A 23,736-nucleotide genomic window follows, 5' to 3' on the forward strand; every position below is an offset into this window, starting at 1 on the left:
CATGAAAGCGTTTTTCTCCATCCTGCTGCTGGCCCTGCTGGCCGGTTGCACCAGTGGCCCGCAGTTGCGTATCGACCGTAGCCATGTTTCGGCCAACCAGGACAGCCGCATCCAGTTCGTCGTCCTGCATTACACCAATGCCTCGCTGGAGCGCTCGCTGGCCTTGCTGACCCATGGCGAGGTCAGCAGCCATTACCTGATCGGCGATGACCGTGATGGCACCGTCTACCAACTGGTGGACGAAAGTCGCCGCGCCTGGCATGCCGGTGAAAGCCAGTGGGAGGGCCGGACCTGGCTCAACTCCACGTCGATCGGCATCGAAATCGTCAATCCCGGCTTCACCGACACCCCGACCGGACGGGTCTGGCATCCGTACAGCGAGGCGCAGGTGCAATCGCTGATCCTGTTGCTCAAGGACATCGCCAAGCGCAACAACATCCTGCCGCGGCACATCATCGGTCATAGCGACATCGCGCCGTTGCGCAAGCTGGATCCGGGGCCACTGTTTCCGTGGAAGCGTCTGGCCGACGAAGGCCTGGCTATCTGGCCGAATGCCCAGGCGGTGGTGCAGCAGCAGGCGCGCTTTGCGGTGAATCCACCGAGCATTACCTGGTACCAGCAACAGCTGGCACGGTTTGGTTATGCGATCGAGCAGACCGGGGTATTCGATGTTGCCACCCGTCACGTGATCGCCGCGTTCCAGATGCGTTTCCGCCCGCAAAATTTCGACGGCCAGCCGGATGCGCAGACGGCCGCAATGCTGCAGGTCCTCAACAACCAGCGCTAGCAGGATCACTTCATACCCTGTGGGAGCTGGCTTGCCAGCGATTGCGTCAGTCCGGACAACATCGCGACATTGCCGGCCTCATCGCTGGCAAGCCCGCTCCCACAGGGGGCAGAGGTCGCCTGCAAGAAGCTTCACCGTCAAAACCCCGCCAAACGGCCAGGACGATATCCAACCAAGTTGCTATACCTTTGGTATGAAACGGGATATTGCCGATGTCGCCTGCCCTCCAGCTGTTACGCGGCCTGTTATATCGACCCTGGCTCCTGGCATCGCTGGCCGCCTCGGCAAGCGCCTTTTTGCTTCTGCTGGGCAGCCTGGGCCTGGCCATGCACCAGGTGCAGGCCAATGAAAGCGAGCGCATGAACGCCCGCGGTGAGCGGTTCCTGGAACGCCTCGAGCAGATCTTCGGCCAGCTCCGACAGGGCGTCGACCAGTTGTACAAACAGCCCGTGCGCGGCTGCAGCTTCGAAATGTATTCCGCTTTGCAACAGGTCGCCTTCAACAATCGCTTCGTGTTCGAAGCGGCCTATATCGATGATCGACAGATCTGTTCCAGCCGCCTCGGCGATCGCACCTTCCAGTCCTTGCCGCCCCCGGATATTCGCGGCCCGACCTATAGCTATTGGCTCAATACCAGCACCGAACCGGACGATAACCGTGCGGCATTGATACTCGGTCGCGGGCCGTTTCGCGTCTCCACCTCTCGCGGACATCTCACCGATGTGGTCGATCTGCCCGCCGGCGGCAGCCTGCTGGTCGTTCTCGACCAAGGTACCCGTGCCGTGCCGGTTCTCGGGCCCGTACAACCCTGGCCACCGCCCAGCGGCAATTGGCCGCCGAGCTCGAAAACCGCCCTGATCGAGTTGCCCGACCGCTTGCTTTATCGAATGCCGACCCGATCACCGGATTACCAACTGGTGTTGATTGCCCCGCGCGTCAGTCAGCCGCTGAAGATGAGCGGTGCCCTGTGGCTGCTGTTTCCCGGCAGCCTGCTGCTGGCCTGGTGCATCGGCTGGGCGGTGTTGCAACTGGTGCAGCAAAGCCGCTCCATGAGTTCGCAATTGCAGGGCGCGCTGCGCCGGGGCGAATTGCAGGTGCTCTACCAGCCGATATTCGAACTGGCCAGCCGTCGCTGTGTCGGCGCCGAGGCCCTGGTGCGCTGGCGCCGCCCGGACGGTACCCTGACCAGCCCTGAGCTGTTCATCCCGCTGGCGGAAAACACCGGGCAGATCCGCCAGATCACCGATTTCGTCCTGCAGCGGGTGTTCGATCAGTTGGGGCAGCTGCTACGCGCTAATCCGCAACTGTACGTCTCGGTCAACCTCGCGGCATGCGACGTAATGGTGCCGCGTATCGATCGGGTCGCTGCGCGCCTGCTGGCGAGCCATCATGTAGCGGCCAGCCAGATCGCCTTCGAGGTGACCGAGCGTGGCCTGATCGATGTGGCGATAGCGCGGGACAACCTTCAGGCGCTCCGGGCGCTGGGCCATCAGGTGTTGATCGACGATTTCGGCACCGGCTATTGCAGCCTCGCCTATTTGCAAACCTTGCCGGTGGATTGCCTGAAAATCGACAAGGCCTTTATCGACGCTCTCGGCCATGACGCGGCCAGCAGCGGTGTCGCCCCGCATATCATTCGTATGGCCCACGCCCTGCAATTGCGGGTGATCGCCGAGGGGATCGAGTACGAGGAACAGGCCGTGCTGCTTAACAGCGAGGGGGTCAATTATGGCCAGGGCTGGCTGTTCGCCCACCCGCTGAACGCGCGGCAATTCGCCGAACTCATCACCCGCGGTCGTCGCCTCGGGCCTCGGCGGATCGACGACGAAGCCTGATCAGACCGGCAGGGCCATGTAGAACTGGGTCCCGTGTTCCGGCCGCGAATACACGCCCATGCGCCCACCGTGCAACTGCACGATTTCCTTGCACAAGGCCAGGCCGAGGCCGGCGCCGCCCTTCTTGCGTCCGACCTGGACGAAAGGCTCGAAAATACGTCCTTGCTGGCTGTAGGCGATGCCCTCGCCGCTGTCCTCGACGCTGACAATCACCCGCTCGCCGTGCCGACGGGCCTGCAGTCGGATAGTGCCGTTCTTCGGGGTATGCCGGATGGCATTGTCCAGCAGGTTGTCCATGACCCGATCCAGTTGCGCGATGTCCGCCTGGATCCGTGGCAAGGGCGAGCCCAATTCCAGTTGCAGCTCGATCTGCTTGGCCGCTGCGGCCTGGGCGTGGCGCACGCGGGCGCGTTCGAGCAGATCGTCGAGGGCACAGACGCTGCGCTCGAGCTTCTGCTGGCCACTCTGGTAGCGGGAAAAGTTCAGCAGGTCGTTGATCAGTTGGGTCAGGCGCTGCATTTCCTCGCCGATGGTATCCAGCAGGTCATTTTCGCGGCTTTCTTCGGGGAATTTGATTCGCTCCTTCAACAGACCGAAGGCCATGTGCATGCCGGTGACCGGTGTGCGCAATTCGTGGGAGGCACGCAGGACGAACTCGCTGCGCACCCGCTCGAAAGCGCGCTGTTCGGTGACATCGTGCAGCACCATCACGGCACCGAGGATCTGCCCGTCCGGGCGACACACCGGGGTCAGGCTGTAGGTCAGGACGCGGTTTTCCTTGTCGATCTCCAGGTGCAGGTCTTCCGGGACCCGCTCCAGGCTGCCGCCGCGCAGGATCAGGTGCAGTTGCTGGTCCAGTTCGGGGCGCTGCAGTGCCTCGCCCAGGGGGCTGCCGGTGCGGGAGTCGTCCCAGCCCAGTTGGCGCTGGGCCACCGGATTGAGGTGTTCAAGGCGGCCTTGGCGGTCGATGATCAGCAGACCGTCGTCGATGCTGTCCAGCACCGCCTGCAAGCGTTGCTGGCCGGCCAGCAATTCATCGACATTGGTTGCCTGATGCTCGCGCAGGGCCTCGGCCATAAGGCCGAAGCGCTTGGTCAGCTGGTTGATTTCCAAGGCCGAAGTTACTGGCAGGGTCACATCGAAATTTCCCAGGCCGACCTGGTCGGCGGCGCTGGCCAGCGCTTCGATGGGCTGGCCGAAGCGCCGGGCGATACCGTGGGCGGTGAAAAAGCCCAGCGCCAGCACGGCCAGTGCGACCAGCCCGAGCACGCCCGACATCAACACCGCGCGATCCCGGGAGATCTTCTCGGCATCGCGGATCTGTTCCACCGCCTGCTTGTGATACGCAATCAGCGTGGCGCGCAGCTCGCTGAAAGCCTGGCCCAACGGTTCGTCGACGCTGAGGCTGCGTGCCGGCGATGCGGCGGCCTTCAGTTGCTGGAGAAAATCCTGGTACTTGGCATTGGCCCTGGAAAACTCCTGTTCGTTGTCACTGAACTGGCTTTCATGCTGCATGCCTTCATCGAGCAACTGTTGGAACTGCGCCTGCAGGTCCGCCAGGACCCGTGGGTCGCTGCCATCGTCGAGGAGCTGGGTCAACTGTTCGCTGAGGTTCTGCCGCAGCTTCAGGCCCATGTCGAGGACGAAGGTATTGTTGCGAATCATCGTCTGCTGCGAGCTGGCCATCTGCTGGACGCTCACCAGGCTCAGCAACAGGCCGAGCAGTGCCACGGTGATCAGCGCGGAAATGCTGAGAAACAGCCGTGTCCGCAGCTTCATCGCCCATCTCATAGGTTGTACTGCTTGCGCTTGCGATACAGGGTCGAGGCGTCGATGCCGAGGGTCTTGGCCGCCTGGTCGAGGGTATCGCTGGTGGCCAGCACCGCGCCGATGTGTGCCCGCTCCAGTTCATCCAGGCTCAATGCCGCGCCGATGCGCGGGGCGTTGCTGGCCGGCTGTTCGGCCATGCCGAGGTGGCTGACTTCGACCTTCTCCTGGGCGCAGATGATACTGGCCCGTTCGATGACGTTGCGCAGCTCGCGAATGTTCCCCGGCCAGCGGTAATTGAGCAGCGCGGTGCGGGCTTCGTCGCTGAAGGCACGGGCCGGGCGCGAGTACTCCTTGACGAAACGGGCGAGGAAGCGCTCGGCCAGGGTCAGGATGTCTTCGCTGCGCTCGCGCAACGGCGGCAGGTGGAGGGTAATGACGTTGAGGCGATAGAGCAGGTCTTCGCGGAAGCGGCCTTCGCGGACCATGTCCTCGAGGTTGAGGTTGGTCGCGGCGAGAATGCGCACGTCGGCGCGGCGTGTCACCGGGTCGCCGACCCGCTCGTATTCCTTGTCCTGGATAAAGCGCAACAGCTTGGGCTGGAGCGTCAGCGGGAAATCGCCGATCTCGTCGAGGAACAAGGTGCCACCGTCAGCCTGGTTGACCCGGCCCAGAGTGCTTTCACTGGCGCCGGTGAAGGCGCCGCGGCTGTGGCCGAACAGTTCGCTCTCCATGAGTTCGGCGGTCAGCGATGGGCAGTTGATGGTCACGCAAGCCTTGCGTGCGCGCTTGCTCCAGCCATGGATGGCGCGGGCCAGTTCGCCCTTGCCGGTGCCGGACTCGCCGAGGATAAGAATGTTGGCATCGGTGGTTGCTACCTGCCGTGCGGTTTCCAGCACCACCATCATGGCCGGGCTGTGCGAATCGAGGCCATCCTTGGGTTTGCGCACCTCGCCTTCGAGGGCCTCCAGGCGCGCCGAGAGTTGCCGCACCTCCAGTTGCTTGGCGGTAGCCAGGCGCAGCTGATCAGGGCTGCATGGCTTGACCAGGTAATCGGCGGCGCCGGCCTGGATGGCATCCACCGCAGTGTCCACGGCCGAGTGGGCAGTGACGATGACCACGCGCATCCAGGGCGCGAGGATGCGCATCTGCGCCAACACATCGAGGCCGTTGTCTTCGCCAAGGCGCAGGTCGAGGAAGCACAGGTCGAAGACCTGACGCTGCAAGAGGGTCTCCGCCTGGGCCGCACTGTTGGCGGTGGCCACGGTATAGCCCTCGTCCTCGAGGCAATAGCGGAAGGTACGCAAGATGGCGGACTCATCGTCCACCAGCAGAATGCGGCCTTGAGGCTCCGGGGCTGACTCCATTTCCTGCGCTCCTTGGGAATTATCTTGGTTAGTGTCGGAAAAATCGTGCAAGTTGCATGGCAGATTCTGATTCATTCTTTCCCTTCCATGCTAGCTCGCCGTTTTTCGTCCACTGTCGGGATTTCTGACGTTGAAAAAGCGGCGTTTCACCATGCAAAAAGCACGACCGCCGCAGGGGGCATCGTGCAGGATGCGTTCCCAGGCCATTTCGGTCAAATCATAAGTTATTGATTTATAAGAATAATTTAAGCTGCTGAAGGCTGGCATGCAGGCTGCAATGACCCTTCCAGGTCATAACGAACATGCAGCAAGAGGAGCCCGGCACATGAAACGCACTTCCGCCGCCCTGGTGCTTATATCGCCACATCATTTGCGTCAGGCGCTGTTTCTTGTGCTGGCGCTGTTGCTGACCCTGGTCGCCGGGCAGCTTTATCACGCCTGGCAGGCCAGCAAGGTCGAAAGCCAGCTCGCCGTGCAGGTGGTGCGCATCCATGAAAGCCGCGCCGCCCCGTTGCAAACCACTCCGATCATGCGCTCGCAAGTGCTGCCGGCCGCCAGTGTCGATGACTCGACGCCGGCTCCGGTACAGCGCTGGGTCTTTTGACCGCATGCGGACCGGGAACGTTTCCAAAACAGAAGGAGTATCACCATGTTGAGTTGGGCCATTACCTTCCTGATCATCGCCATTGTCGCCGCTGTGCTGGGCTTCGGTGGTATCGCCGGCGCCGCTACCGGTATCGCGAAGATCCTGTTCATTGTCTTCCTGGTGCTGTTCGTGGCTTCGTTCTTCTTTGGTCGTCGCGGTCGAGGCTGAAGCCAATGAAAGGCGTGATACGCAGCGCCCTGGTCGCCGGCCTGTTGATGGCCGGCGGGTCGGCGGCAATGGCGGCCAATGACGGCCAGGTCCGGGCCAGTGAATTGCTCGGCACGGACCCCGAGTATCGGGAAACCTGGCAGGACGTGGTCAAGAAAGAGGAACGACTGCCCGATTGGGTGCTCAACCTGAGCGGAGTGTCCGAACTGCAGATGTCCGCCGTCGAGGAAGATGGCGACAAGTACCTGGTCGGTCCTCTGTGCGAAAGCGCCGGCAAGTGCTTGAACAAGCGTCTGATCGTCGCTTTCCGTTGGGATAAGGAAAAAGCCTACGGAATGCTGGTGGAGGTGCCGGAAGGGCTACCGGGTGACAAGTCGCCGACCCGCCATGCCGATTACCGTTGGCTCGGTGATCCCGACGAAGGCATGCAGGCCATGCTCAGGGAACAGCTCAAACGTGATCCGAACTGGTACTGAGGCGCGACCGCGCGCGTCGGTGCCGTGACAGAAGCTGAACCTTTCCTGTGTTCAAGCTTCTATGTTGCGCCCTCCCGAGGACGGTGGGTGCATGACCAGGGGGCCGGGCAGCTCTGATCGATGCAGTTCGGAGCAGCCTAGGGGTACAAGGAGTGCCTCCGTCGAGGGCCGGGTCAGGAAAGCAAATGCCGGGATCAGTCAGTCGGGGGTGTTCCGTGAATGGAAGATCCTGACCGGGCTGTCCCGGCAGCACCTTGTCCCGACAGATGGCAAATCTGCCATCCGTTCGTCTGTCGACGTAAATTTTTTTGTCAATTTTCCTACATCATCGAAGAGCTTTTTCACCCATTCGGATTGTCGAACGCTGATAGCGTGCATCCATTAAACATCCTGTGAATCTGCCGAAATATGGCGGATCGGTCCTATTCGGGATTCCGAACAGCTTGCGAAAAACCCCTTCCGGCGCTTGATTTCTGCTCAAAATCTCATGCCGATTCGGCATGGGCTACTCGTTTCCGGCATTAGACTGCTCCCCCTCCCGCCTGAATAGTTGCGCCTTTTTTCGCCAGCAAGCGACCGTCCCGGTTCGTTGGCAGCAACCTTCTGCGGTGCCTTTGACTGTTGCCGAAGAAGTCTCCGGATTGGCTAGAAGCCGCTCTGGAACGCCGGTTACAGCGCAATGCCCGTGTCCACTTGAACAAAAAGGTAAAGACATGAAGAAGGCAAAACTGAGCCTCGCCTGGCAGATCCTTATCGGTCTGGTACTGGGTATCGCCATCGGCGCCTTGCTGAATCATTTCAGTGCAGAAAAGGCATGGTGGATCAGCAACGTGCTGCAGCCCGCCGGTGACATCTTCATTCGCCTGATCAAGATGATCGTCATCCCGATCGTGATTTCGTCGCTGATCGTGGGTATCGCCGGGGTTGGCGATGCGAAAAAACTTGGCAGTATCGGCCTCAAGACCATCATCTATTTCGAGGTGGTGACCACCATCGCCATCGTCGTCGGCCTGGTCCTGGCCAACCTGTTCCACCCGGGCGCCGGCATCGACATGAGCACCCTGGGCACCGTGGATATCTCCAAGTACCAGGCCACAGCGGCCGAGGTGCAGCACGAGCATGCGTTCATCGAAACCATCCTCAACCTGATCCCGTCGAACATCTTCGCGGCGCTGATGCGCGGTGAAATGCTGCCGATCATCTTCTTCTCGGTACTGTTCGGCCTGGGCCTGTCGAGCCTCAACGCGGACATCCGCGACCCGCTGGTCAAGACCTTCCAGGGCGTTTCCGAAGCCATGTTCAAGGTCACCCACATGATCATGAACTACGCCCCTATCGGCGTATTTGCGCTGATCGCCGTGACGGTCGCCAACTTCGGCTTCGCCTCGCTGCTGCCGCTGGCCAAGCTGGTGTTGCTGGTGTACTTCGCCATCGCCTTCTTCGCCTTCATGGTGCTGGGCCTGGTGGCGCGGCTGTTCGGCTTCTCGATCATCAAGCTGATGCGCATCTTCAAGGACGAACTGGTCCTGGCCTACTCCACCGCAAGCTCTGAAACCGTGCTGCCGCGGGTCATCGAGAAGATGGAAGCCTACGGTGCGCCAAAGGCCATCTGCAGCTTCGTGGTGCCGACCGGCTACTCCTTCAACCTCGACGGTTCCACCCTGTACCAGAGCATCGCGGCGATCTTCATTGCCCAGCTGTACGGCATCGACCTATCGATCAGCCAGCAACTGCTGCTGGTGCTGACCCTGATGGTCACGTCGAAAGGTATCGCCGGCGTGCCGGGCGTGTCCTTCGTGGTACTGCTGGCGACCCTGGGCAGTGTCGGCATTCCGCTGGAAGGCCTGGCCTTCATCGCCGGTGTCGACCGCATCATGGACATGGCGCGTACCGCCCTGAACGTGATCGGCAATGCCCTGGCGGTGCTGGTGATCGCTCGTTGGGAAGGCATGTACGACGCCGAAAAAGGCCAGAAGTACTGGAACTCCCTGCCACACTGGCGCAGCAAGGAAGCGGCGGTGGCGGGCAAGACCGTCAACTCCTGAGTCCTGTACCGCGCCGAATGAAAAAGCCCCGCATTGTCGGGGCTTTTTCACATCCAGCCGCCGCAACACGGACCCTGTGGGAGCGGGTTTACCCGCGATTGCGATGGTGAATCCACTACCGCAATCGCGGGTGAACCCGCTCCCACAGGGTTCGCGTCATGGCTTCGAGTGACGACTCCGCCTATCATTCAGCCCATCTTTGAGGGGAGTTCGTTCGGATGCTCAACGGCCTTTGGCTTGGTTTCTTCGTGGTGGCGGCCATTTCGGCGCTGGGGCAATGGCTGGTAGGCGGTAATGCCGGGATCTTCGCGGCGATGGTGGAAAGCATCTTCGCCATGGCCAAGCTCTCGGTGGAAGTGATGGTCCTGCTGTTCGGCACCCTGACGCTGTGGCTGGGCTTTCTCAAGATCGCCGAGCAGGCCGGTATCGTCGAATGGCTGGCCAAGGTCCTCGGCCCGCTGTTCCGCCGCCTGATGCCGGAAGTCCCGCCGGGCCATCCCGCCCTCGGCCTGATCACCCTGAACTTCGCCGCCAATGGCCTGGGCCTGGACAACGCTGCCACCCCAATCGGCCTCAAGGCCATGCGCGCCCTGCAGGAACTGAACCCGAGCCCGACCACGGCGAGCAACGCGCAGATCCTGTTCCTGGTGCTCAATGCCTCGTCCCTGACCCTGTTGCCGGTGACCATCTTCATGTACCGCGCCCAGCAAGGCGCGATGGACCCGACCCTGGTGTTCCTGCCGATCCTGCTCGCCACCAGTTGCTCGACCCTGGTCGGCCTGCTCTCGGTGGCCATCGTCCAGCGCCTGCGCCTGTGGGACCCGGTTGTGCTCGCCTACTTGATTCCCGGTGCGCTGCTGCTCGGTGGCTTCATGGCCATCCTCGCCGGGCTGTCGGCCAGCGCCCTGGCCAGCCTGTCGTCGATCCTCGGCAACCTGACCCTGTTCGGCCTGATCATCCTGTTCCTGCTGATCGGTGCGCTGAAGAAAGTGAAGGTGTACGAAACCTTCGTCGAGGGGGCGAAGGAAGGCTTCGATGTGGCGAAGAACCTGCTGCCGTACCTGGTCGCCATGCTGTGCGCCGTTGGCGTGCTGCGCGCGTCCGGGGCCCTGGAGTTCGGCCTGGAGGGCATTCGCCACACGGTGGAATGGCTCGGCTGGGACACCCGGTTCGTCGATGCCCTGCCTACCGCGATGGTCAAGCCGTTCTCCGGCAGCGCTGCGCGGGCGATGTTGATCGAAACCATGCAGACCCACGGCGTCGACAGCTTCCCGGCGCTGGTCGCAGCCACCGTGCAGGGCAGCACGGAAACCACCTTCTATGTGCTGGCGGTGTATTTCGGCGCCGTCGGCATCCAGCGCACCCGGCACGCCGTGGGCTGCGCCCTGCTTGCCGAGCTGGCCGGCGTGCTGGGCGCCATCGGCGTGTGCTACTGGTTTTTCGGCTGATACCGGCTGGCCTGGGCCACGGTCCAGTCCAGCAGTTGCGCCATGGCCTTGTCGGTCGCCTGGCCAAGGCCGGCGACCACCGTCGGCACGTTCTTGTCGCCCAGCACCTGGCGCACCTCGAAGCGCCGGCTGACCAGGATGCGCTGGGTGCGCCCGTCCACCAGCCGCGCATCCAGGCGAATCACCGCCTCGACGCCCTGCGCCGTGTATTCGCTCTGGAACGCCTGCAGCTCGCCAGCCAGCTCGAAATCCGATTGCAGGTTGCTGTCATCGGCGCTCAGGCGCGGTACCCGGCCGTCGCGCTGGAAGGCGTCGAGGATGCGATTACGCAACAGCGCCGGGGCCGGGTCGGTCCAGCGTGCGCCCTTGTAGGTGCTGATCACGTTGCCCTGCGGCACCACGGCGATGCGCGGCATGTCCAGCGCGTCGCTGGTGATCGGCTTGTTCACCCGCAGCGACCAGCTGACTGGCGCCGCACTGGATTGCGCGGTATGCGCCGGCAGGCGATAGACCTCGGCGTTCTCCGCCTTGGGCAGGATCGAGCAGGCACCGCTCAGGCTGATCAGCAGGGCCAGGGACAGACGGCTGGCGAGTCTCATGGCTCGAACTCCTTGCTTTGGTCACGGCCGAGCAGGTAGCCGCTGGGGTTGGCTTCAAGGCGGCGGGAAATGGCCTTGAGGGAATTGAGGGTGTCGCGCAGTTCACGGATCGCCGGGGACAGGTCGCGGAAGCCCTGGGCGCCGCTGTCGATGGCGTCGCGGTTGCTTTCCAGCATGGCGTTGAGGGTCGCGGTGCTTCGGGCCAGGGATTGCATGGTCTGGTCGGCGCTGTCGAAGATATCCGGCCCGCGCTTGGCCAGGAGTTGATTGGCGTTACGCATCAGGTCGCCGGTCTGTTGCAGGGCGGCGCCCGCCTGCTGGCCGAGGGTCGCCATCTGCTTGATCGCCAGGCTGATGTCCTCGCGTTGGGCGGAAACCGCGCCGGTGGTCTGCTCCAGGTTCTCCAGGGTGGCGCTCAGGCGGTTGACGTTGTCCTCGGAGAACAGCCGGTTGGCGTTGTGCAGCAGCAGGTTGATGTTGGTCACCAGGTCGCTACTGTTGGTCAGCAGGCGGGCGATGGGCGATGGCGAGGCGACGATCACCGGCAGCTTGCCGCCCTTGCCCACCAGCGGCGGGCTTTCCGGGGTGCCGCCGCTGAGCTGGATCAGCGAGGTGCCGGTGACGCCGGTCAGGGTCAGCTTGGCCTGGGTGTCCTGCTTGATCGGGGTCTCGGCGTTGAGGCGGATATGCGCCAAGACCCGGCGTGGGTCCTCGGGGTCGAGGCGCAGGCTGATCACATCGCCGACCTTGATCCCGCTGTATTGCACGGCGCTGCCCTTGGACAGGCCGGTCACCGCCTCGTTGAAGACCACCTCGTAGTCCTTGAAGGTGGCATCGACGCTGGCCTTGGCCAGCCACAGGCCGAACAGCATGGCGGCGGCGACCACCAGCACGGTGACCATTCCGATCATTACATGGTGCGCACGGGGCTCCATCTCACTTCTCCTTCAGCGCTGAGGCGGCATCGAGCGCCGCACGGCCACGCGGGCCATGGAAATATTCGTGGATCCACGGCTCGTCGTAGCCGGCCACTTCGTCGATGGGGGCGGCCACCAGGACTTTCTTCTGCGCCAGTACCGCGACCCGGTCGCTGATGGTGTAGAGGGTGTCGAGGTCGTGGGTAATGAGGAACACGCTCAGGCCCAGGGCATCGCGCAGGGTCAGGATCAACTGGTCGAAGGCCGCTGCACCGATGGGGTCGAGGCCGGCGGTGGGCTCGTCGAGGAACAGGATGTCCGGGTCCAGCGCCAGAGCGCGGGCCAGGGCGGCGCGCTTGATCATGCCGCCGGACAGCGAGGCCGGGTATTTGTCCGCCGCCGACTGCGGCAGGCCGGCCAGGGCCAGCTTGACCCCGGCAAGGTGCTCGGCATCGTCGCGGCTCAGGCCGGCATGCTCGATCAGTGGCAGGGCGACGTTCTCGGTCACAGTCAGCGAGGAAAACAGCGCGCCCTTCTGGAACAGCACGCCGAAGCGTCGTTCGATCAGCGAGCGCTCGGTCGGATTGGCCTCCAGCAGGTCCTGGCCGAACACCTTCACCGTGCCCTCGTTGGGCCGGCGCAGGCCGATGATGCTGCGCAGCAGCACCGACTTGCCGCTGCCCGATCCACCGACCACGGAAAGGATCTCGCCGCGGTACAGGTCGAGGTCGAGCTGTTCGTGCACGCTTTGTGCGCCGAAGCGGTTGCACAGGCCGCGCACCTGGATGACCGCCTCGCGGTCGTCTGCCCGGCTCACCAGCCCATCTCCATGAAGAACAGCGCAGCCACGGCGTCGAGCATGATCACCACGAAGATCGACTGCACCACCGCCGAGGTGGTGTGGGCACCGACCGACTCGGCGCTGCCACTGACCTTGAAGCCTTCCAGGCAGCCTATGGAGGCGATCAGGAAGGCGAAGAACGGCGCCTTTGCCAGGCCGACCAGGAAATGCTGCACACCGATATCGTCCTCCAGCAGCGACAGGAACATGGCCGGCGAGATATCCAGCGACAGCGCACAGACCACACCACCGCCAACGATGCCGCAGATCATGGCGAGGAAGGTCAGCAACGGCAGGGAAATCAGCAGGGCCAGCACCCGCGGGATCACCAGCAGCTCCACCGGGTCGAGGCCGAGGGTGCGGATCGCGTCCACTTCCTCGTTGGCCTTCATCGAACCGATCTGTGCGGTAAAGGCGCTGGCGGTGCGCCCGGCCATGAGGATGGCGGTCAGCAGCACGCCGAATTCGCGAAGGAAGGAGAACGCCACCAGGTCCACGGTAAAGATGCTCGCGCCGAAGCTGGCCAGTACCGTGGCGCCGAGAAAGGCCACCACCGCGCCGACCAGGAAGGTCAGCAGGGCGACGATGGGCGCGGCGTCGAGGCCGGTCTGCTCGATATGGGCGACCACCGAGGTCATGCGCCAGCGCCTGGGCTGCAGGGCCCGGCGCGCCAGGGTGGTGACGATCAGGCCGATGAAGCCGAGAAGCTGGCGCGAGTCCTGCCAAAGGGTATCCACGGCGCAGCCGATGCGCGCCATCAACTGGGTCAGCACCGGCACTTGCGGGACGCGGGGCGGGATGCAGAACTCGGTCAGCGAGGCCTGCACGCTGCGCACCAGATGGCGGCTGGCCTCGGGCAGTGCATTGCACTGGTCCAGTTGCGCCACCCGGGCCGGGCCCAGCAGCTCGACGAGCAGCGAGGCGCCGGCTGTGTCGAGCTTGCCGAGCCGGTCCAGGTCGATGCGGGTGGTCTGGTCGTATTGGCCACTCAAGGCGGCGATGGCGTGCTTGAGGCCGGCATAGTGGGGCAGCGTCCAGTCACCGTCCAGGCGCAGGCAGGCCGGGTTCTGGCTGGTATCGAGCGTGACATTGGCGGGGCTGGAAGTGCTGGTCATGGGCTGCGTCTATCCCTGGATGCGCCGCACAGCATAGCGTCACTGTGCCGCCGCTGCTTGACCGTCGTCCACAACCCGGAAGCGCAGCACACCGATCACCTGGCCGTCCTCGGTCAGCACCCGCACTTGCCAGCGCCCGACCGGGTTGGCCGGGAACACCTGCTTGTGGGTCCAGGCGCGATAACCTTCCTTGCGCCCACCGTTGATGTTCAGGGCGATGCGGTCCACTTCTTTGCCGTTGAGTTGCCAGACGTGGTAGATCCGCTCGTTCAGCCCGCGCGGCGCCTTGATCGCGGTGTAGGCGTACAGCCCGGCGCTGCGGATCTGGCTGGCGTTGACCTCCCTGAGGCTCTCGCTCGGGGTGCGGTCGCGGACATCGGTGGTGATCGCGACCTCGGTCATCCACAAGGTCGCTGGCGGTACCCAGGAGCGCAGCAGCCAGCCGGCGCCGCCGATGGCCAGGGTCACCAGCACCAGGGCGATGGCGCGTCGCGCGGTATTGACCGGGAAGCTGCTGATCAGGCTGGGGAAGGACAGCAGCATGGCGACGCCGAGGGCGAGCTTGAAGCTCTCGGCGGTGGTCAGGTGGAGGATGATCGGCAGCGCCGTGAGCATCGCGGCGAACAGGGTCAGGGTATGCAGGGCGAGGAACAGCCAGCGCCGTGGTGCGACCCATTTGTAGTAGAGCGGGTCGATGATCGACACCAGCCCGGCAGCGCCGAGCAACCCGGTGAAGATCGCCTGGCCGCTGTTCCAGGTGGTGGTAACGAAGAAGAACGGCAGGACGAAGAACAGGCTTTCCTGGTGGATCATCTGCGTCGCGTAGCGCAACAGCGGCTGCGGGATCTCGCGCTTGAAGATGCGGGCGAAGAATTCGGTGAAGGTGTTTTCCAGCATCAGCCAGACCCAGCTCACCAGCATCAGGATCGCCACCCAGCTGGCCAGGCTCTCCTGGCGATCGACCAGGATGAAACTGCCGATACCGGAAACGAAACCGCCAAGTGCGATGACCCCGGGGTAGCGCTTGATCAGCTCGATGATGCGCTGGATGTAGATTGGCATGTTGGGGTGTTCGCTGAGGCTGAAAAATACGGTTACAAGGATACCTTGGTTTTTGCCTGTTCGGGCCTCACCGCTGGCAAGCCAGCTCCCACAGGGTCCGTGTGGGAGCTGGCTTGCCAGCGATGAGGCCCTCAAGCCCGCCGCCGATACCAGACCCCAGCCCCGACCACGACCAGCACAACCCCCAACACGCCGATCCAGAACAGTTCGTCATACCCGAGCAACGGCTTTTCCACCCTCACCCATCCGGCTTCCTTGAACACTTCACGCATCGCCTGGTTGGCCTCGTCCAGGCTCACCCCGCGCAGCCGCTGCGCCGGATCGACGAACCTGCCATCGGCATAGCTGTTCAAGGCGCCCCAGTAGTAATCCGCCAGTGCGCTGTTGCCCTGGGTCGTCCAGGCTTCCCGGGCAATCGCCGCCGCCTTGACCCGCTCGAAGGTCGCCGGATCCAGCCCTTCCTTGCGCAGGCGCTCGATCATTGCCTTCATGACCTTTTCTGCGTCTTCCACCTGGTCTCGTTCCAAATCGGCATTCAGGCTGAGCATGCCGCTGTCGCCGAAGCTTTCGCGCTGGCTCCATGGCCCGTACGACAGCCCGTGCTCAAGCCGCAGTTCGCTGTACAACGCCCAGTCCAGGTAGCGCTGCAGCAGCTCCAGGGTTTCGTCGTGTTCGTTGTCCAGGACAGGTTCGAGGAACAGCCAGCTCAGCCGCGCACTGTTGCCCAGCACGCCGCGGACCAGGGTGCGATTGCTCTCGGCCTGGCGCGTGACGCCATCGAGCGTCCGGCGCTCGGCAGGCTCGCCGGGCTCCAGCTCGCCCCAGGCACGCTCCAGATAGGCCGGCAGGACCCGGTCGAGACCACCCACGACGATCAGGGTCATGTTGTTCGGCACGTACCAGCCTTTGCGGATTTCCTCGACCTGGTCCAGGGTCATGGCGTGGATATCGGAGCGTTCGGCGCACTTGAGCCCCAGTTCTATCGCCAGTTGGCTGCTGGCGCGCTGGCCGATGTCCTGGCGATCGAGCCAGCGTTGCAGATGAGAGTAATGCCCGCCGTCCTCCCGCTCGATGATGCGCTTGGACTGCGCCACGGCCTGCTCGTCGATCCGGGTGCGCTGGAGGATCGCCAGCAGCAGGTCGAGAACCTTGCGCTGGTTGCGCGCCGGGGCCTCGATGACGAAGGTGGTATCGGTGTTGCTGGTGTAGGCGTTCCACTCCCCGCCAAGGGCCTGCATGCGCTTTTCCAGGCCACCTTCGCCGCTGTCGTCGATCCCGCTGAACAGCAGGTGTTCGAGCAGATGGGGCAGCTCTTTCTGCTCGCACGGGAAATCGTCGAGGCCGACCCCGACCACCAAGCGGATCGATACATGATCCCGTTCATAACCGGGCTTGAGCAGCACCTGCAGCCCGTTGGGCAGCAGATACCCCTCGACCTGGTTGCGATCGAGGGCAAAGCCGGGGGTACAACCCAGCAGCAGGCAGACGAATATCAGGCAACGCATGCAGAACTTCCTTGAACCAGGTCGATGCGGTACGGGGTCACGGTGAGTGGATTTCATCCGGTACGCTGTCGATCAGCAGACCGCCAGTGTCGTTACCCCCGAGTACCACATAGGCACTGCTACAGAACAATGAATTCAATCTTTTCATGTCCGCGATCAATTCCAGGTGCAGGGCGCTGGTCTCGATGCTTTGCACCACCTTGCGCTGCAGGCGGCTGACGTGGGCATGGGCCAGGCGTCGCTCCTGGGCGCGGAAGCGGCGTTTTTCCCGTAGCAACTGGCGCGCGCTCTCCGGGTCGGCGCTGAGGAATACCGAAAGGCCGAGGCGCAGGTTGGCCAGCAACTGGGCATGCAGGCCGGTCAGTTCCTCCAGGCCGACCTCGGAGAACTCGCGGCGCTGCGAGGTCTTCTGCTGCTGGATCTTGCGCAGCATGCGTTCGATCAGGTTGCTGGCCATCTTCAGGTTAAGGGCCAGCTCGATGATCTCGGCCCAGCGCTGGCTGTCCTGTTCGCTGAGGTCTTCCCGGGGCATCTGCGCCAGGTACAGCTTGATCGCGTTGTACAGCGCCTCGATATCTTCGCTAAGGCTGCGCATCTCCTGCGATACCGTGGTCTTGGTGCCCCGCAGTACGCCGTTCATGGCTTCCAGCATGCTGTCGACCAGATCACCGAGACGCAGGGTTTCGCGCACGGCGTTGGCCAGGGCCAGGCTCGGGGTCGCCAGGGCGGCCGGGTCGAGGTGGCGCGGGGCGGTGCGGCCATTGGTGTCCGGGCGGTCCGGCATCAGCCAGGTGCAGGCCTTGGCCATGAGGTTGACGGTGGGCAGCAGGGTCAGGCAACGCAGGGTGTTGTAGAGCAGGTGGAAACCGATCACCAGCTCCTGCGGACGAAAACTCAGGCTGTCCATCCAGTCGACCAGGGGGTGCAGCAGCGGAATGGTGATCAGCAGCCCCAACAGCTTGTACAGCAGGCTGCCCAGGGCCACCTGGCGCCCGGCAGTGTTCTGCATGCTGGTGCTGATGAAAGCCAGCAGGCCGCTGCCGATATTGGCGCCGATCACCAGGCCGATCGCCACCGGCAGCCCGATCACCCCGGCACCGGCCAGGGTCGCGGTGAGCAGCACGGCGGCCAGGCTGGAGTAGGACACCATGGCGAACAATGCGCCAATCAGGGCATCGAGGAGGATATCGCCGGTCAACGAGGCGAACAGCACCTTCACGCCCTGGGCCGTGGTGATCGGGGTGGCGGCTTCGACGATCAGTTGCAGGGCAAGGATGATCAGGCCCAGGCCGATTCCGACGCGACCAAGCTGGCCGGCGCGGGTCTGCTTGCGCGAGAGGAAGAAGATCACCCCGAGGAAAATCAGCAGCGGCGACAGCCACGACAGGTCGAGGGTCAGCACCCGGGCCATCAGCGCGGTACCGACGTCGGCGCCAAGCATGATCGCCAAGGCCGGGGTCAGCGCCATCAGGCCCTGGCCGACGAACGAGGTCACCAGCATGGCCGTGGCGTTGCTGCTTTGCACCATGGCCGTGACCAGGATGCCGGCAATGAAGGCCAGCGGCCTGCGTGCCATGTTCTGGCCAATGACCCGGCGCAGGTTGGAGCCGTAGACCCTCAGGATCCCGGTCCGGACGATGTGCGTGCCCCAGATCAGCAGGGCGACGGCTGACAATAGATTGAGCAGGGTCAGCATGCTGGGCCCCCTGTTTGCGGTGCCCCATGGGGACAAAATGAACGACGCTCGGAGCCTGGCCGTGAATACGGCGGTTTTTTCCAGTGCTCCCTTTAAGCTTTAGCCCGCTGAAAGCCATGGCGCCAGCGGTTTTGCCACGACCTGGAATGAAAAAAGGCCCCGACGGGGGCCTTGATTCAGTGACGGGCCAGTATTACTGACCCGGGATGCCTGCGCGAAGTTTCACCGCGTCGGCTTATTGCTCGCCACGCTTTTTCGCAATGGCCGTGCGCATGCGGATGTTGATTGTTTCCACCGCCAGGGAGAAGGCCATGGCGAAGTAGACGTAACCCTTCGGCACATGTACGTCGAAAGCTTCGGCGATCAGCACGGTACCCACCACCATCAGGAACGACAGGGCGAGCATCTTCAGCGACGGATGCTTGTCGATGAATTCGCTGATGGCCTTGGCGCAGAGCATCATCACCAGTACGGCGATGACGATCGCGGCGATCATTACCGGAACATGGGACACCATGCCCACGGCGGTGATCACCGAGTCCAGGGAGAACACGATATCGATGATCGCGATCTGCACGATGGTGAACAGGAACTTGCCCCCTGCTCCGCCGGCCGGCTCCTCGTTGCTCTCTTCCTCGCCTTCCAGGCCGTGGAAGATTTCCTGCGAGCTTTTCCACAACAGGAACAGGCCGCCACAGAACAGGATCAGGTCGCGCCCCGAGATGCCCTGGTCGAAGACCACGAACAGATCGTCGGTCAGGCGCATGACCCAGGTAATCGACAGCAACAACAGGATCCGCGTGACCATGGCCAGGGCCAGGCCGAAGATCCGCGTGCGTTGCTGCATGTGCTTGGGCATGCGGCTGACCAGGATCGAGATCATGATGATGTTATCGATGCCCAGCACGATCTCGAGTGCAGTCAGGGTAAAGAGGGCAACCCAGATTTCCGGGTTGGTCAGCCATTCCATGTGTGTTCCTTCGAGCGTAAAGCGTCGCGCACCGCAGCGGCGCGCGACAGGTTGGTTGAATCCCGTTTACTTAGAGGCTGCTGAACAGCGGAAAAATTCCCATGAGCAGCGCGGCGAACATTATGCACAGGCAGACCAGTACCGCCCACTTGAGCGTGAAGCGCTGGTGATCGCCGAACTCGATACCGGCCAGGGCCACCAGCAGGTAGGTCGATGGAACCAGCGGGCTGAGCAGGTGTACCGGCTGTCCGACGATCGAAGCGCGGGCCATTTCCACTGGCGAGATGCCGTAGTGGCTGGCGGCTTCTGAAAGCACCGGCAGTACCCCGTAGTAGAAGGCATCGTTGGACATGAAGAAGGTGAACGGCATGCTCACGATCGCCGTGATCACCGCCAGGTACGGGCCCAGTGCATCCGGGATCACTGCCAGCAGGCTCTTGGACATGGCGTCGACCATGCCGGTGCCCGACAGGATGCCGGTGAAGATACCTGCGGCGAAGATCAGGCCGGTCACCGCCAGGACGCTGCCGGCGTGGGCGGCGATACGGTCCTTCTGCTGCTGCAGGCAGGGATAGTTGACGATCATGGCGATACTGAAGGCGATCATGAACAGCACCGGCAGCGGCAGCAGGCCGGCGATCAACGCGGCCATCAGCGCTGCGGTCAGGGCGCCGTTGAACCACAGCAGCTTCGGACGGCGGGCATCCGGGTACTGGGACACGGAGATTTCGCTGTGGTCGATCTCGTCGCCCGGCAAGTGCAGCTCACCGAGGCGGGCACGCTCGCGCTTGCCGTACCAGTAGGCGATCACCAGGATGGCGGCGACACCGGCGAGCATGGCCGGGATCATCGGCACGAAGATGTCCGAAGGGTCTACATGCAGGGCGCTGGCGGCACGGGCGGTCGGGCCGCCCCAGGGGGTCATGTTCATCACCCCGCCGGCCAGGATGATCAGGCCGGCCATGATCCGCGGGCTCATGCCCAGGCGGCTGTAGAGAGGCAGCATGGCGGCGCAGCAGATCATGTAGGTGGTCGCGCCGTCACCATCGAGGGACACGACCAGGGCCAGCACGGCAGTGCCGACCGAGACTTTCAGCGGATCGCCCTTGACCAGCTTGAGGATCTTGCGCACGGCCGGATCGAACAGGCCGGAGTCGATCATCAGGGCGAAATACAGGATGGCGAACATCAGCATCACGCCAGTAGGCGCCAGCTTGCTGATGCCCTCCAGCATCATCGGGCCGATCTTGCTGGAAAAGCCGCCGAACAGGGCGAACAGGATCGGTACCAGGATCAGCGCGATCAAGGCCGACAGGCGCTTGGTCATGATCAGGTACATGAAGGTGATGACCATGGCGAAGCCGAGGAAGGTCAGCATGGGGGTACTCCAGGCGTAGGTGCGTCGGGACGGGACGAAACGGACGGATCAGCGGGTTGGGTGCTGGGGCTGGAGTAACGGCGGGAATTGCGGGCGCAGGACGGTACGGAAGGACATCGGAATCACCATTGTTCTTGTTGAATAGGCCGGGCATCCTGATTTCGGGTGCCCTGGCGCGCCGGTCGTTTTGCCGGTGGTGAGGCGATGCTAAGGGCCTAAGCTTTCAGCCAGCTTTCGATGCTGAAAGCTTCATTTTTGACCTCGAAAGCGCGACACGGACCCTGTGGGAGCGGGTTTACCCGCGATTGCGATGGTGAATCCACTACCGCAATCGCGGGTAAACCCGCTCCCACAGGGGGCGCGTCGCTCTATTAATTCATTGATTGCAGCGAAGGAGTGCCCAACGAAAATGAGCCAACACCAGGAAGGCGGCTGCCATTGCGGCGCCCTGCGCTACCGGGTCGAAAGCCCGCTGACCGACGTCGCCCATTGCCATTGCTCGATCTGCCGCAAGGTTTCCGGCGGCTTGCTGATCACTTGGGCGACGGTGCCCTGCTCCGCCTTCCAATGGCTGACCGGCACTCCGCAGCGCTACGACTCGTCCGCCAGTTGCGTGCGTTACTTCTGCAGCCGCTGTGGCGCCCATCTGGCCCTGACCACCGACCTGAGCCCGGAAACCATCGATATCACCATCGCTACCCTCGACGACCCGGCCTCGGTCCGCCCCGACCGGCATATCTGGACGGTCAGCCGCCTGCCCTGGTTGCATCTGGACGAGCACCTGCCTGGTGAGGAGCACGAATCGCTGTAATCAGGGCAGCTCCAGGCCGCCGGCCGCCTTGTGCAGGGCGCGCAGGTGGTCGCCGATCAGTTTGGCGTTGGTTTCCACGGCGCGGATTTCCTTGTCGCGCTCGGGGTCGAGCAATGCCCGGGCTTCCTTGTCGAGATCGGTGCTCAGGCTTTGCAACCGGGCCTGTCGCTCGCGGCTGCTGTCCAGCAACTGCTCGCGCTCCTGGGCCTGGGGCAGCCCGTAGCCGCCCTGCCCCAGCAATTCGGCCGGTTTGCTGAGAAAACCACTGTTGGCCAGGATCTCTTGCAACGTGCGGTTGGCCTTGTCGACCCGTCCGTCCTGCTGCGAGCGGCCGCTCAGATAGCGCTGCTTGACCTCGTCCTGGGCCAGCAGCAATTGCCGGCGCAGGGCGGCCTGTTCCAGCAGCAGCATCGCTGCACTGGTGCGCAGATCGGCGCGCTCGAACCAGGTACGGCGCTGCTCTGCGCTTTGTTCCAGCCAGGATTCGACCGTTGCCTGGGGAATCGGCAGTTGTTTCTTCAACACCTGGAACATGGCCTCGAAGCGATCACGGTAGGAATCGAAGCGGTAGCCCAGGCGCAGCGCCTCGCGGGGGTCGTCGAGCACACGGGTGTCCGCCAGGCCGCGGCCCTTGAGCACTTCCAGCAGGCCGTTGGGCATGATGCTGTCGAGGCTGGTCAGTTGCCGGTTGGCGGTACCGCTGCGCAACAGCTTGAGGGTTTCCACCGCGCAGTTGTTGGACAGGAAGAAGTAGTTGCCGTCGTAGCTCCAGTGCATCTCCAGGGCCTGGCGCACCAGGTTTTCCAGCTCCGGACGGGACAGCTTGAGCGGCACCGAGGACAGGCTGCGCAGCTCGGTCTTGGTGTATTCGTCTATGACCTGGCCCAGCGGCAGCACGAACAGGCGCGATGGATAGGAGCCCACCAGGCCGTCCCAGCTGGACAACTGCACGTCGTTGACGAAGGCGCGGTACGACAGGACCAGATGCTGGTCGAGGTCCAGCCGACAATCCGGGCCTCGCGGGCGACCCGGCGCACAGATCACCAGGCGCAACATGCTATGGCCCCAGCGGCTGACCCAGTTCTGGTTGGCTTCGGCCAGCAGGTAGTCCACCGAATAGACCCGCTCCGGGTCGATGTAGCCGAGGGGCTGCTTGGCGAAGTCATTGCCGGCATTGAGGTAAGGCAGCTCTGCCGCACAGGGCGGATGTTCCGGCGCCCAGCCGAAATGTCCGCTCAGGTAGGCGTGCAGTGCCGGGCGACGGCAGGCGTAGCTCGGGTCGAGGAGAAAATACTCCATGTTGACCGCGATGAATTCCTTGGGGCTGCTCAGCTCGTAGCTGTCCGGGGTGCGTACGTCCTGGTGGTTTTCCTGCTCGCGCTCGCCGCGACGACCGACATATTGCGGCCAGCCGGCCAGGTCGAGCAGGCGCGGATCGTCGCTAAGGGTGAAGCGGCGCCCTGGCTGGCCGCGGCATTCGTCACGCAGGCCGACCTTGCCTTGGCTATCGAGCTGGCGTTGGCACTGGACGATCAGGCGACGCTGGTCCGCCGGCCAGAGCCGCGCGCGGTCGTAGATGTGGGTAAGTTCATGGAGCACGGTGGCCAGCAGCTCTTCGCGCACCGTGCCGTGGGGGCGACCGGTCTTCTGCGTGGCGGCGCTGCCGTCGGTGAGGCTGTCAAGGAGACGACGGTTCAGGGCCAGGGTCGACACCAGCGAAGCCTGGCCGTACGCATCCTGCGGCATGCGCGAGTCCCAACTGACGGTGACGCTGCGGTCGAGTCGGGTCTTGAAGCTGGATGGCAGTTTTTCCAGCGCTTCATCCAGCAATGCCTGGGTCGCCTGGCGCTGGGCCGCGCTCAGCCCGTCACCTTGCAAATGCAATTGCAGATCGGCCACGGCGGGGCTGCCGAGCAGCGCGAGTACGCCGCCCAGCAGCCAGGCACGGAGTGATTTCACAGCGCGAGGATGGCTTCGGCGAGTACCTGGTCGCTGGCGTCGCGCGCTTCGGGGACGCGCTGGCGCAGGGTGTTGAAGGCGGCTTCCAGTTGTGCGCCGCGGATATCGCCATTGCTGGCGACGAAGCTGGCCGCGTCGTCACGGGCTTCGCGAACGACCTTGGAATCACGGATCGAGGTGGTGGTGTCCGAGGTGAAATCGATCGAGCGGCCAAAGGCACGGACGATGATATTGCTGGTGGCCACCAGGGTATGTGCCTGGGCCACATCGGCCAGCAGAAGGAAGCCGAGGGTGGCGGCGATCAGCGGGTTACGCATGGAACTTCTCCGGAGAAACAGGGGTGA

At 63.5% G+C, this 23,736-nt stretch carries 21 protein-coding genes; 8 read left to right on the plus strand and 13 right to left on the minus strand.

Features of this window, described 5'->3' with window-relative positions:
- Position 1 precedes the first annotated feature (1 nt).
- Both ACPFMA_RS00405 and ACPFMA_RS00410 read left to right on the plus strand, forming a co-directional pair.
- On the plus strand, positions 2–787 hold the full coding sequence (locus tag ACPFMA_RS00405; RefSeq protein WP_064303910.1) for an N-acetylmuramoyl-L-alanine amidase: 786 nt from the start codon (positions 2–4) through the stop codon (positions 785–787).
- 212 nt (positions 788–999) lie between these two features.
- A complete protein-coding gene (locus ACPFMA_RS00410) occupies positions 1,000–2,622 on the plus strand; it encodes an EAL domain-containing protein (RefSeq protein WP_425929498.1) in 1,623 nt (540 codons plus the stop codon).
- Here the strand turns inward: ACPFMA_RS00410 and ACPFMA_RS00415 are convergent, their stop codons facing one another.
- Together ACPFMA_RS00415 and algB are read right to left on the minus strand one after the other, a co-directional pair.
- Entirely contained in the window at positions 2,623–4,413 is a 1,791-nt protein-coding gene (locus ACPFMA_RS00415) for a KinB sensor domain-containing domain (RefSeq protein WP_064303908.1), read from the minus strand.
- The gene (gene algB / locus ACPFMA_RS00420; RefSeq protein WP_009401694.1) at positions 4,410–5,756 is read right to left on the minus strand and encodes a sigma-54-dependent response regulator transcription factor AlgB; all 1,347 of its coding nucleotides are present in this window, start codon (positions 5,754–5,756) and stop codon (positions 4,410–4,412) included. The genes ACPFMA_RS00415 and algB overlap by 4 nt, the downstream gene beginning before the upstream one ends.
- Before the next feature lie 325 nt (positions 5,757–6,081).
- Here algB and ACPFMA_RS00425 point away from each other — a divergent pair, with 325 nt between their 5' ends.
- From ACPFMA_RS00425 to ACPFMA_RS00445, 5 genes are all read left to right on the plus strand, one after another.
- The gene (locus ACPFMA_RS00425) at positions 6,082–6,360 is read left to right on the plus strand and encodes a hypothetical protein (protein ID WP_009401692.1); all 279 of its coding nucleotides are present in this window, start codon (positions 6,082–6,084) and stop codon (positions 6,358–6,360) included.
- 45 nt (positions 6,361–6,405) lie between these two features.
- Positions 6,406–6,570: a DUF1328 domain-containing protein gene (locus ACPFMA_RS00430; RefSeq protein ID WP_009401691.1), complete on the plus strand. Its 165-nt coding sequence runs from the start codon at positions 6,406–6,408 to the stop codon at positions 6,568–6,570.
- 5 nt (positions 6,571–6,575) lie between these two features.
- Positions 6,576–7,046 (plus strand): inhibitor of vertebrate lysozyme family protein, encoded by a 471-nt coding sequence (locus tag ACPFMA_RS00435; RefSeq protein WP_009401689.1) that lies wholly within the window; start codon positions 6,576–6,578, stop codon positions 7,044–7,046.
- Between the two features lie 713 nt (positions 7,047–7,759).
- Complete coding sequence (gene gltP, locus ACPFMA_RS00440; protein WP_064303906.1) at positions 7,760–9,091, plus strand: glutamate/aspartate:proton symporter GltP; 1,332 nt, start codon at positions 7,760–7,762, stop codon at positions 9,089–9,091.
- 218 nt (positions 9,092–9,309) lie between these two features.
- Positions 9,310–10,539, plus strand: coding sequence for a nucleoside recognition domain-containing protein (locus ACPFMA_RS00445; protein ID WP_425929499.1), 1,230 nt, complete (start codon positions 9,310–9,312; stop codon positions 10,537–10,539).
- On the opposite strand, the gene ACPFMA_RS00450 is transcribed toward ACPFMA_RS00445, so the two are convergent.
- From ACPFMA_RS00450 to ACPFMA_RS00490, 9 genes are all read right to left on the minus strand, one after another.
- Positions 10,521–11,138, minus strand: coding sequence for an ABC-type transport auxiliary lipoprotein family protein (locus tag ACPFMA_RS00450; RefSeq protein ID WP_064303904.1), 618 nt, complete (start codon positions 11,136–11,138; stop codon positions 10,521–10,523). The two genes, ACPFMA_RS00445 and ACPFMA_RS00450, sit on opposite strands and share 19 nt — an antisense overlap.
- Positions 11,135–12,073 (minus strand): MlaD family protein, encoded by a 939-nt coding sequence (locus ACPFMA_RS00455; RefSeq protein ID WP_009403412.1) that lies wholly within the window; start codon positions 12,071–12,073, stop codon positions 11,135–11,137. The genes ACPFMA_RS00450 and ACPFMA_RS00455 overlap by 4 nt, the downstream gene beginning before the upstream one ends.
- A gap of 1 nt (position 12,074) precedes the next feature.
- Positions 12,075–12,872: an ABC transporter ATP-binding protein gene (locus ACPFMA_RS00460; protein WP_009403413.1), complete on the minus strand. Its 798-nt coding sequence runs from the start codon at positions 12,870–12,872 to the stop codon at positions 12,075–12,077.
- Positions 12,869–14,011 (minus strand): ABC transporter permease, encoded by a 1,143-nt coding sequence (locus ACPFMA_RS00465; protein WP_009403414.1) that lies wholly within the window; start codon positions 14,009–14,011, stop codon positions 12,869–12,871. The genes ACPFMA_RS00460 and ACPFMA_RS00465 overlap by 4 nt, the downstream gene beginning before the upstream one ends.
- A 39-nt stretch (positions 14,012–14,050) precedes the next feature.
- A complete protein-coding gene (locus tag ACPFMA_RS00470; RefSeq protein WP_064303902.1) occupies positions 14,051–15,073 on the minus strand; it encodes a DUF5924 family protein in 1,023 nt (340 codons plus the stop codon).
- Positions 15,074–15,204: 131 nt separating this feature from the next.
- A complete protein-coding gene (locus ACPFMA_RS00475; protein WP_420058539.1) occupies positions 15,205–16,578 on the minus strand; it encodes a M16 family metallopeptidase in 1,374 nt (457 codons plus the stop codon).
- A 37-nt stretch (positions 16,579–16,615) separates the two neighbouring features.
- Positions 16,616–18,274, minus strand: coding sequence for a Na/Pi cotransporter family protein (locus ACPFMA_RS00480; RefSeq protein ID WP_009403422.1), 1,659 nt, complete (start codon positions 18,272–18,274; stop codon positions 16,616–16,618).
- A 235-nt stretch (positions 18,275–18,509) separates the two neighbouring features.
- Positions 18,510–19,244, minus strand: coding sequence for a TerC family protein (locus ACPFMA_RS00485; protein ID WP_009403423.1), 735 nt, complete (start codon positions 19,242–19,244; stop codon positions 18,510–18,512).
- Positions 19,245–19,314: 70 nt separating this feature from the next.
- Complete coding sequence (locus tag ACPFMA_RS00490; protein ID WP_009403428.1) at positions 19,315–20,622, minus strand: CitMHS family transporter; 1,308 nt, start codon at positions 20,620–20,622, stop codon at positions 19,315–19,317.
- Between the two features lie 409 nt (positions 20,623–21,031).
- Here ACPFMA_RS00490 and ACPFMA_RS00495 point away from each other — a divergent pair, with 409 nt between their 5' ends.
- Positions 21,032–21,433: a GFA family protein gene (locus tag ACPFMA_RS00495; protein ID WP_009403429.1), complete on the plus strand. Its 402-nt coding sequence runs from the start codon at positions 21,032–21,034 to the stop codon at positions 21,431–21,433.
- On the opposite strand, the gene ACPFMA_RS00500 is transcribed toward ACPFMA_RS00495, so the two are convergent.
- Together ACPFMA_RS00500 and ACPFMA_RS00505 are read right to left on the minus strand one after the other, a co-directional pair.
- Complete coding sequence (locus tag ACPFMA_RS00500; RefSeq protein ID WP_420059587.1) at positions 21,434–23,392, minus strand: DUF4105 domain-containing protein; 1,959 nt, start codon at positions 23,390–23,392, stop codon at positions 21,434–21,436.
- On the minus strand, positions 23,389–23,709 hold the full coding sequence (locus tag ACPFMA_RS00505; protein WP_009403433.1) for a DUF2388 domain-containing protein: 321 nt from the start codon (positions 23,707–23,709) through the stop codon (positions 23,389–23,391). The genes ACPFMA_RS00500 and ACPFMA_RS00505 overlap by 4 nt, the downstream gene beginning before the upstream one ends.
- Between the last annotated feature and the right edge of the window lie 27 nt (positions 23,710–23,736).

Source organism: Pseudomonas sp. NyZ201 (genome assembly GCF_049860765.1).
Lineage (GTDB): Bacteria > Pseudomonadota > Gammaproteobacteria > Pseudomonadales > Pseudomonadaceae > Aquipseudomonas > Aquipseudomonas bharatica.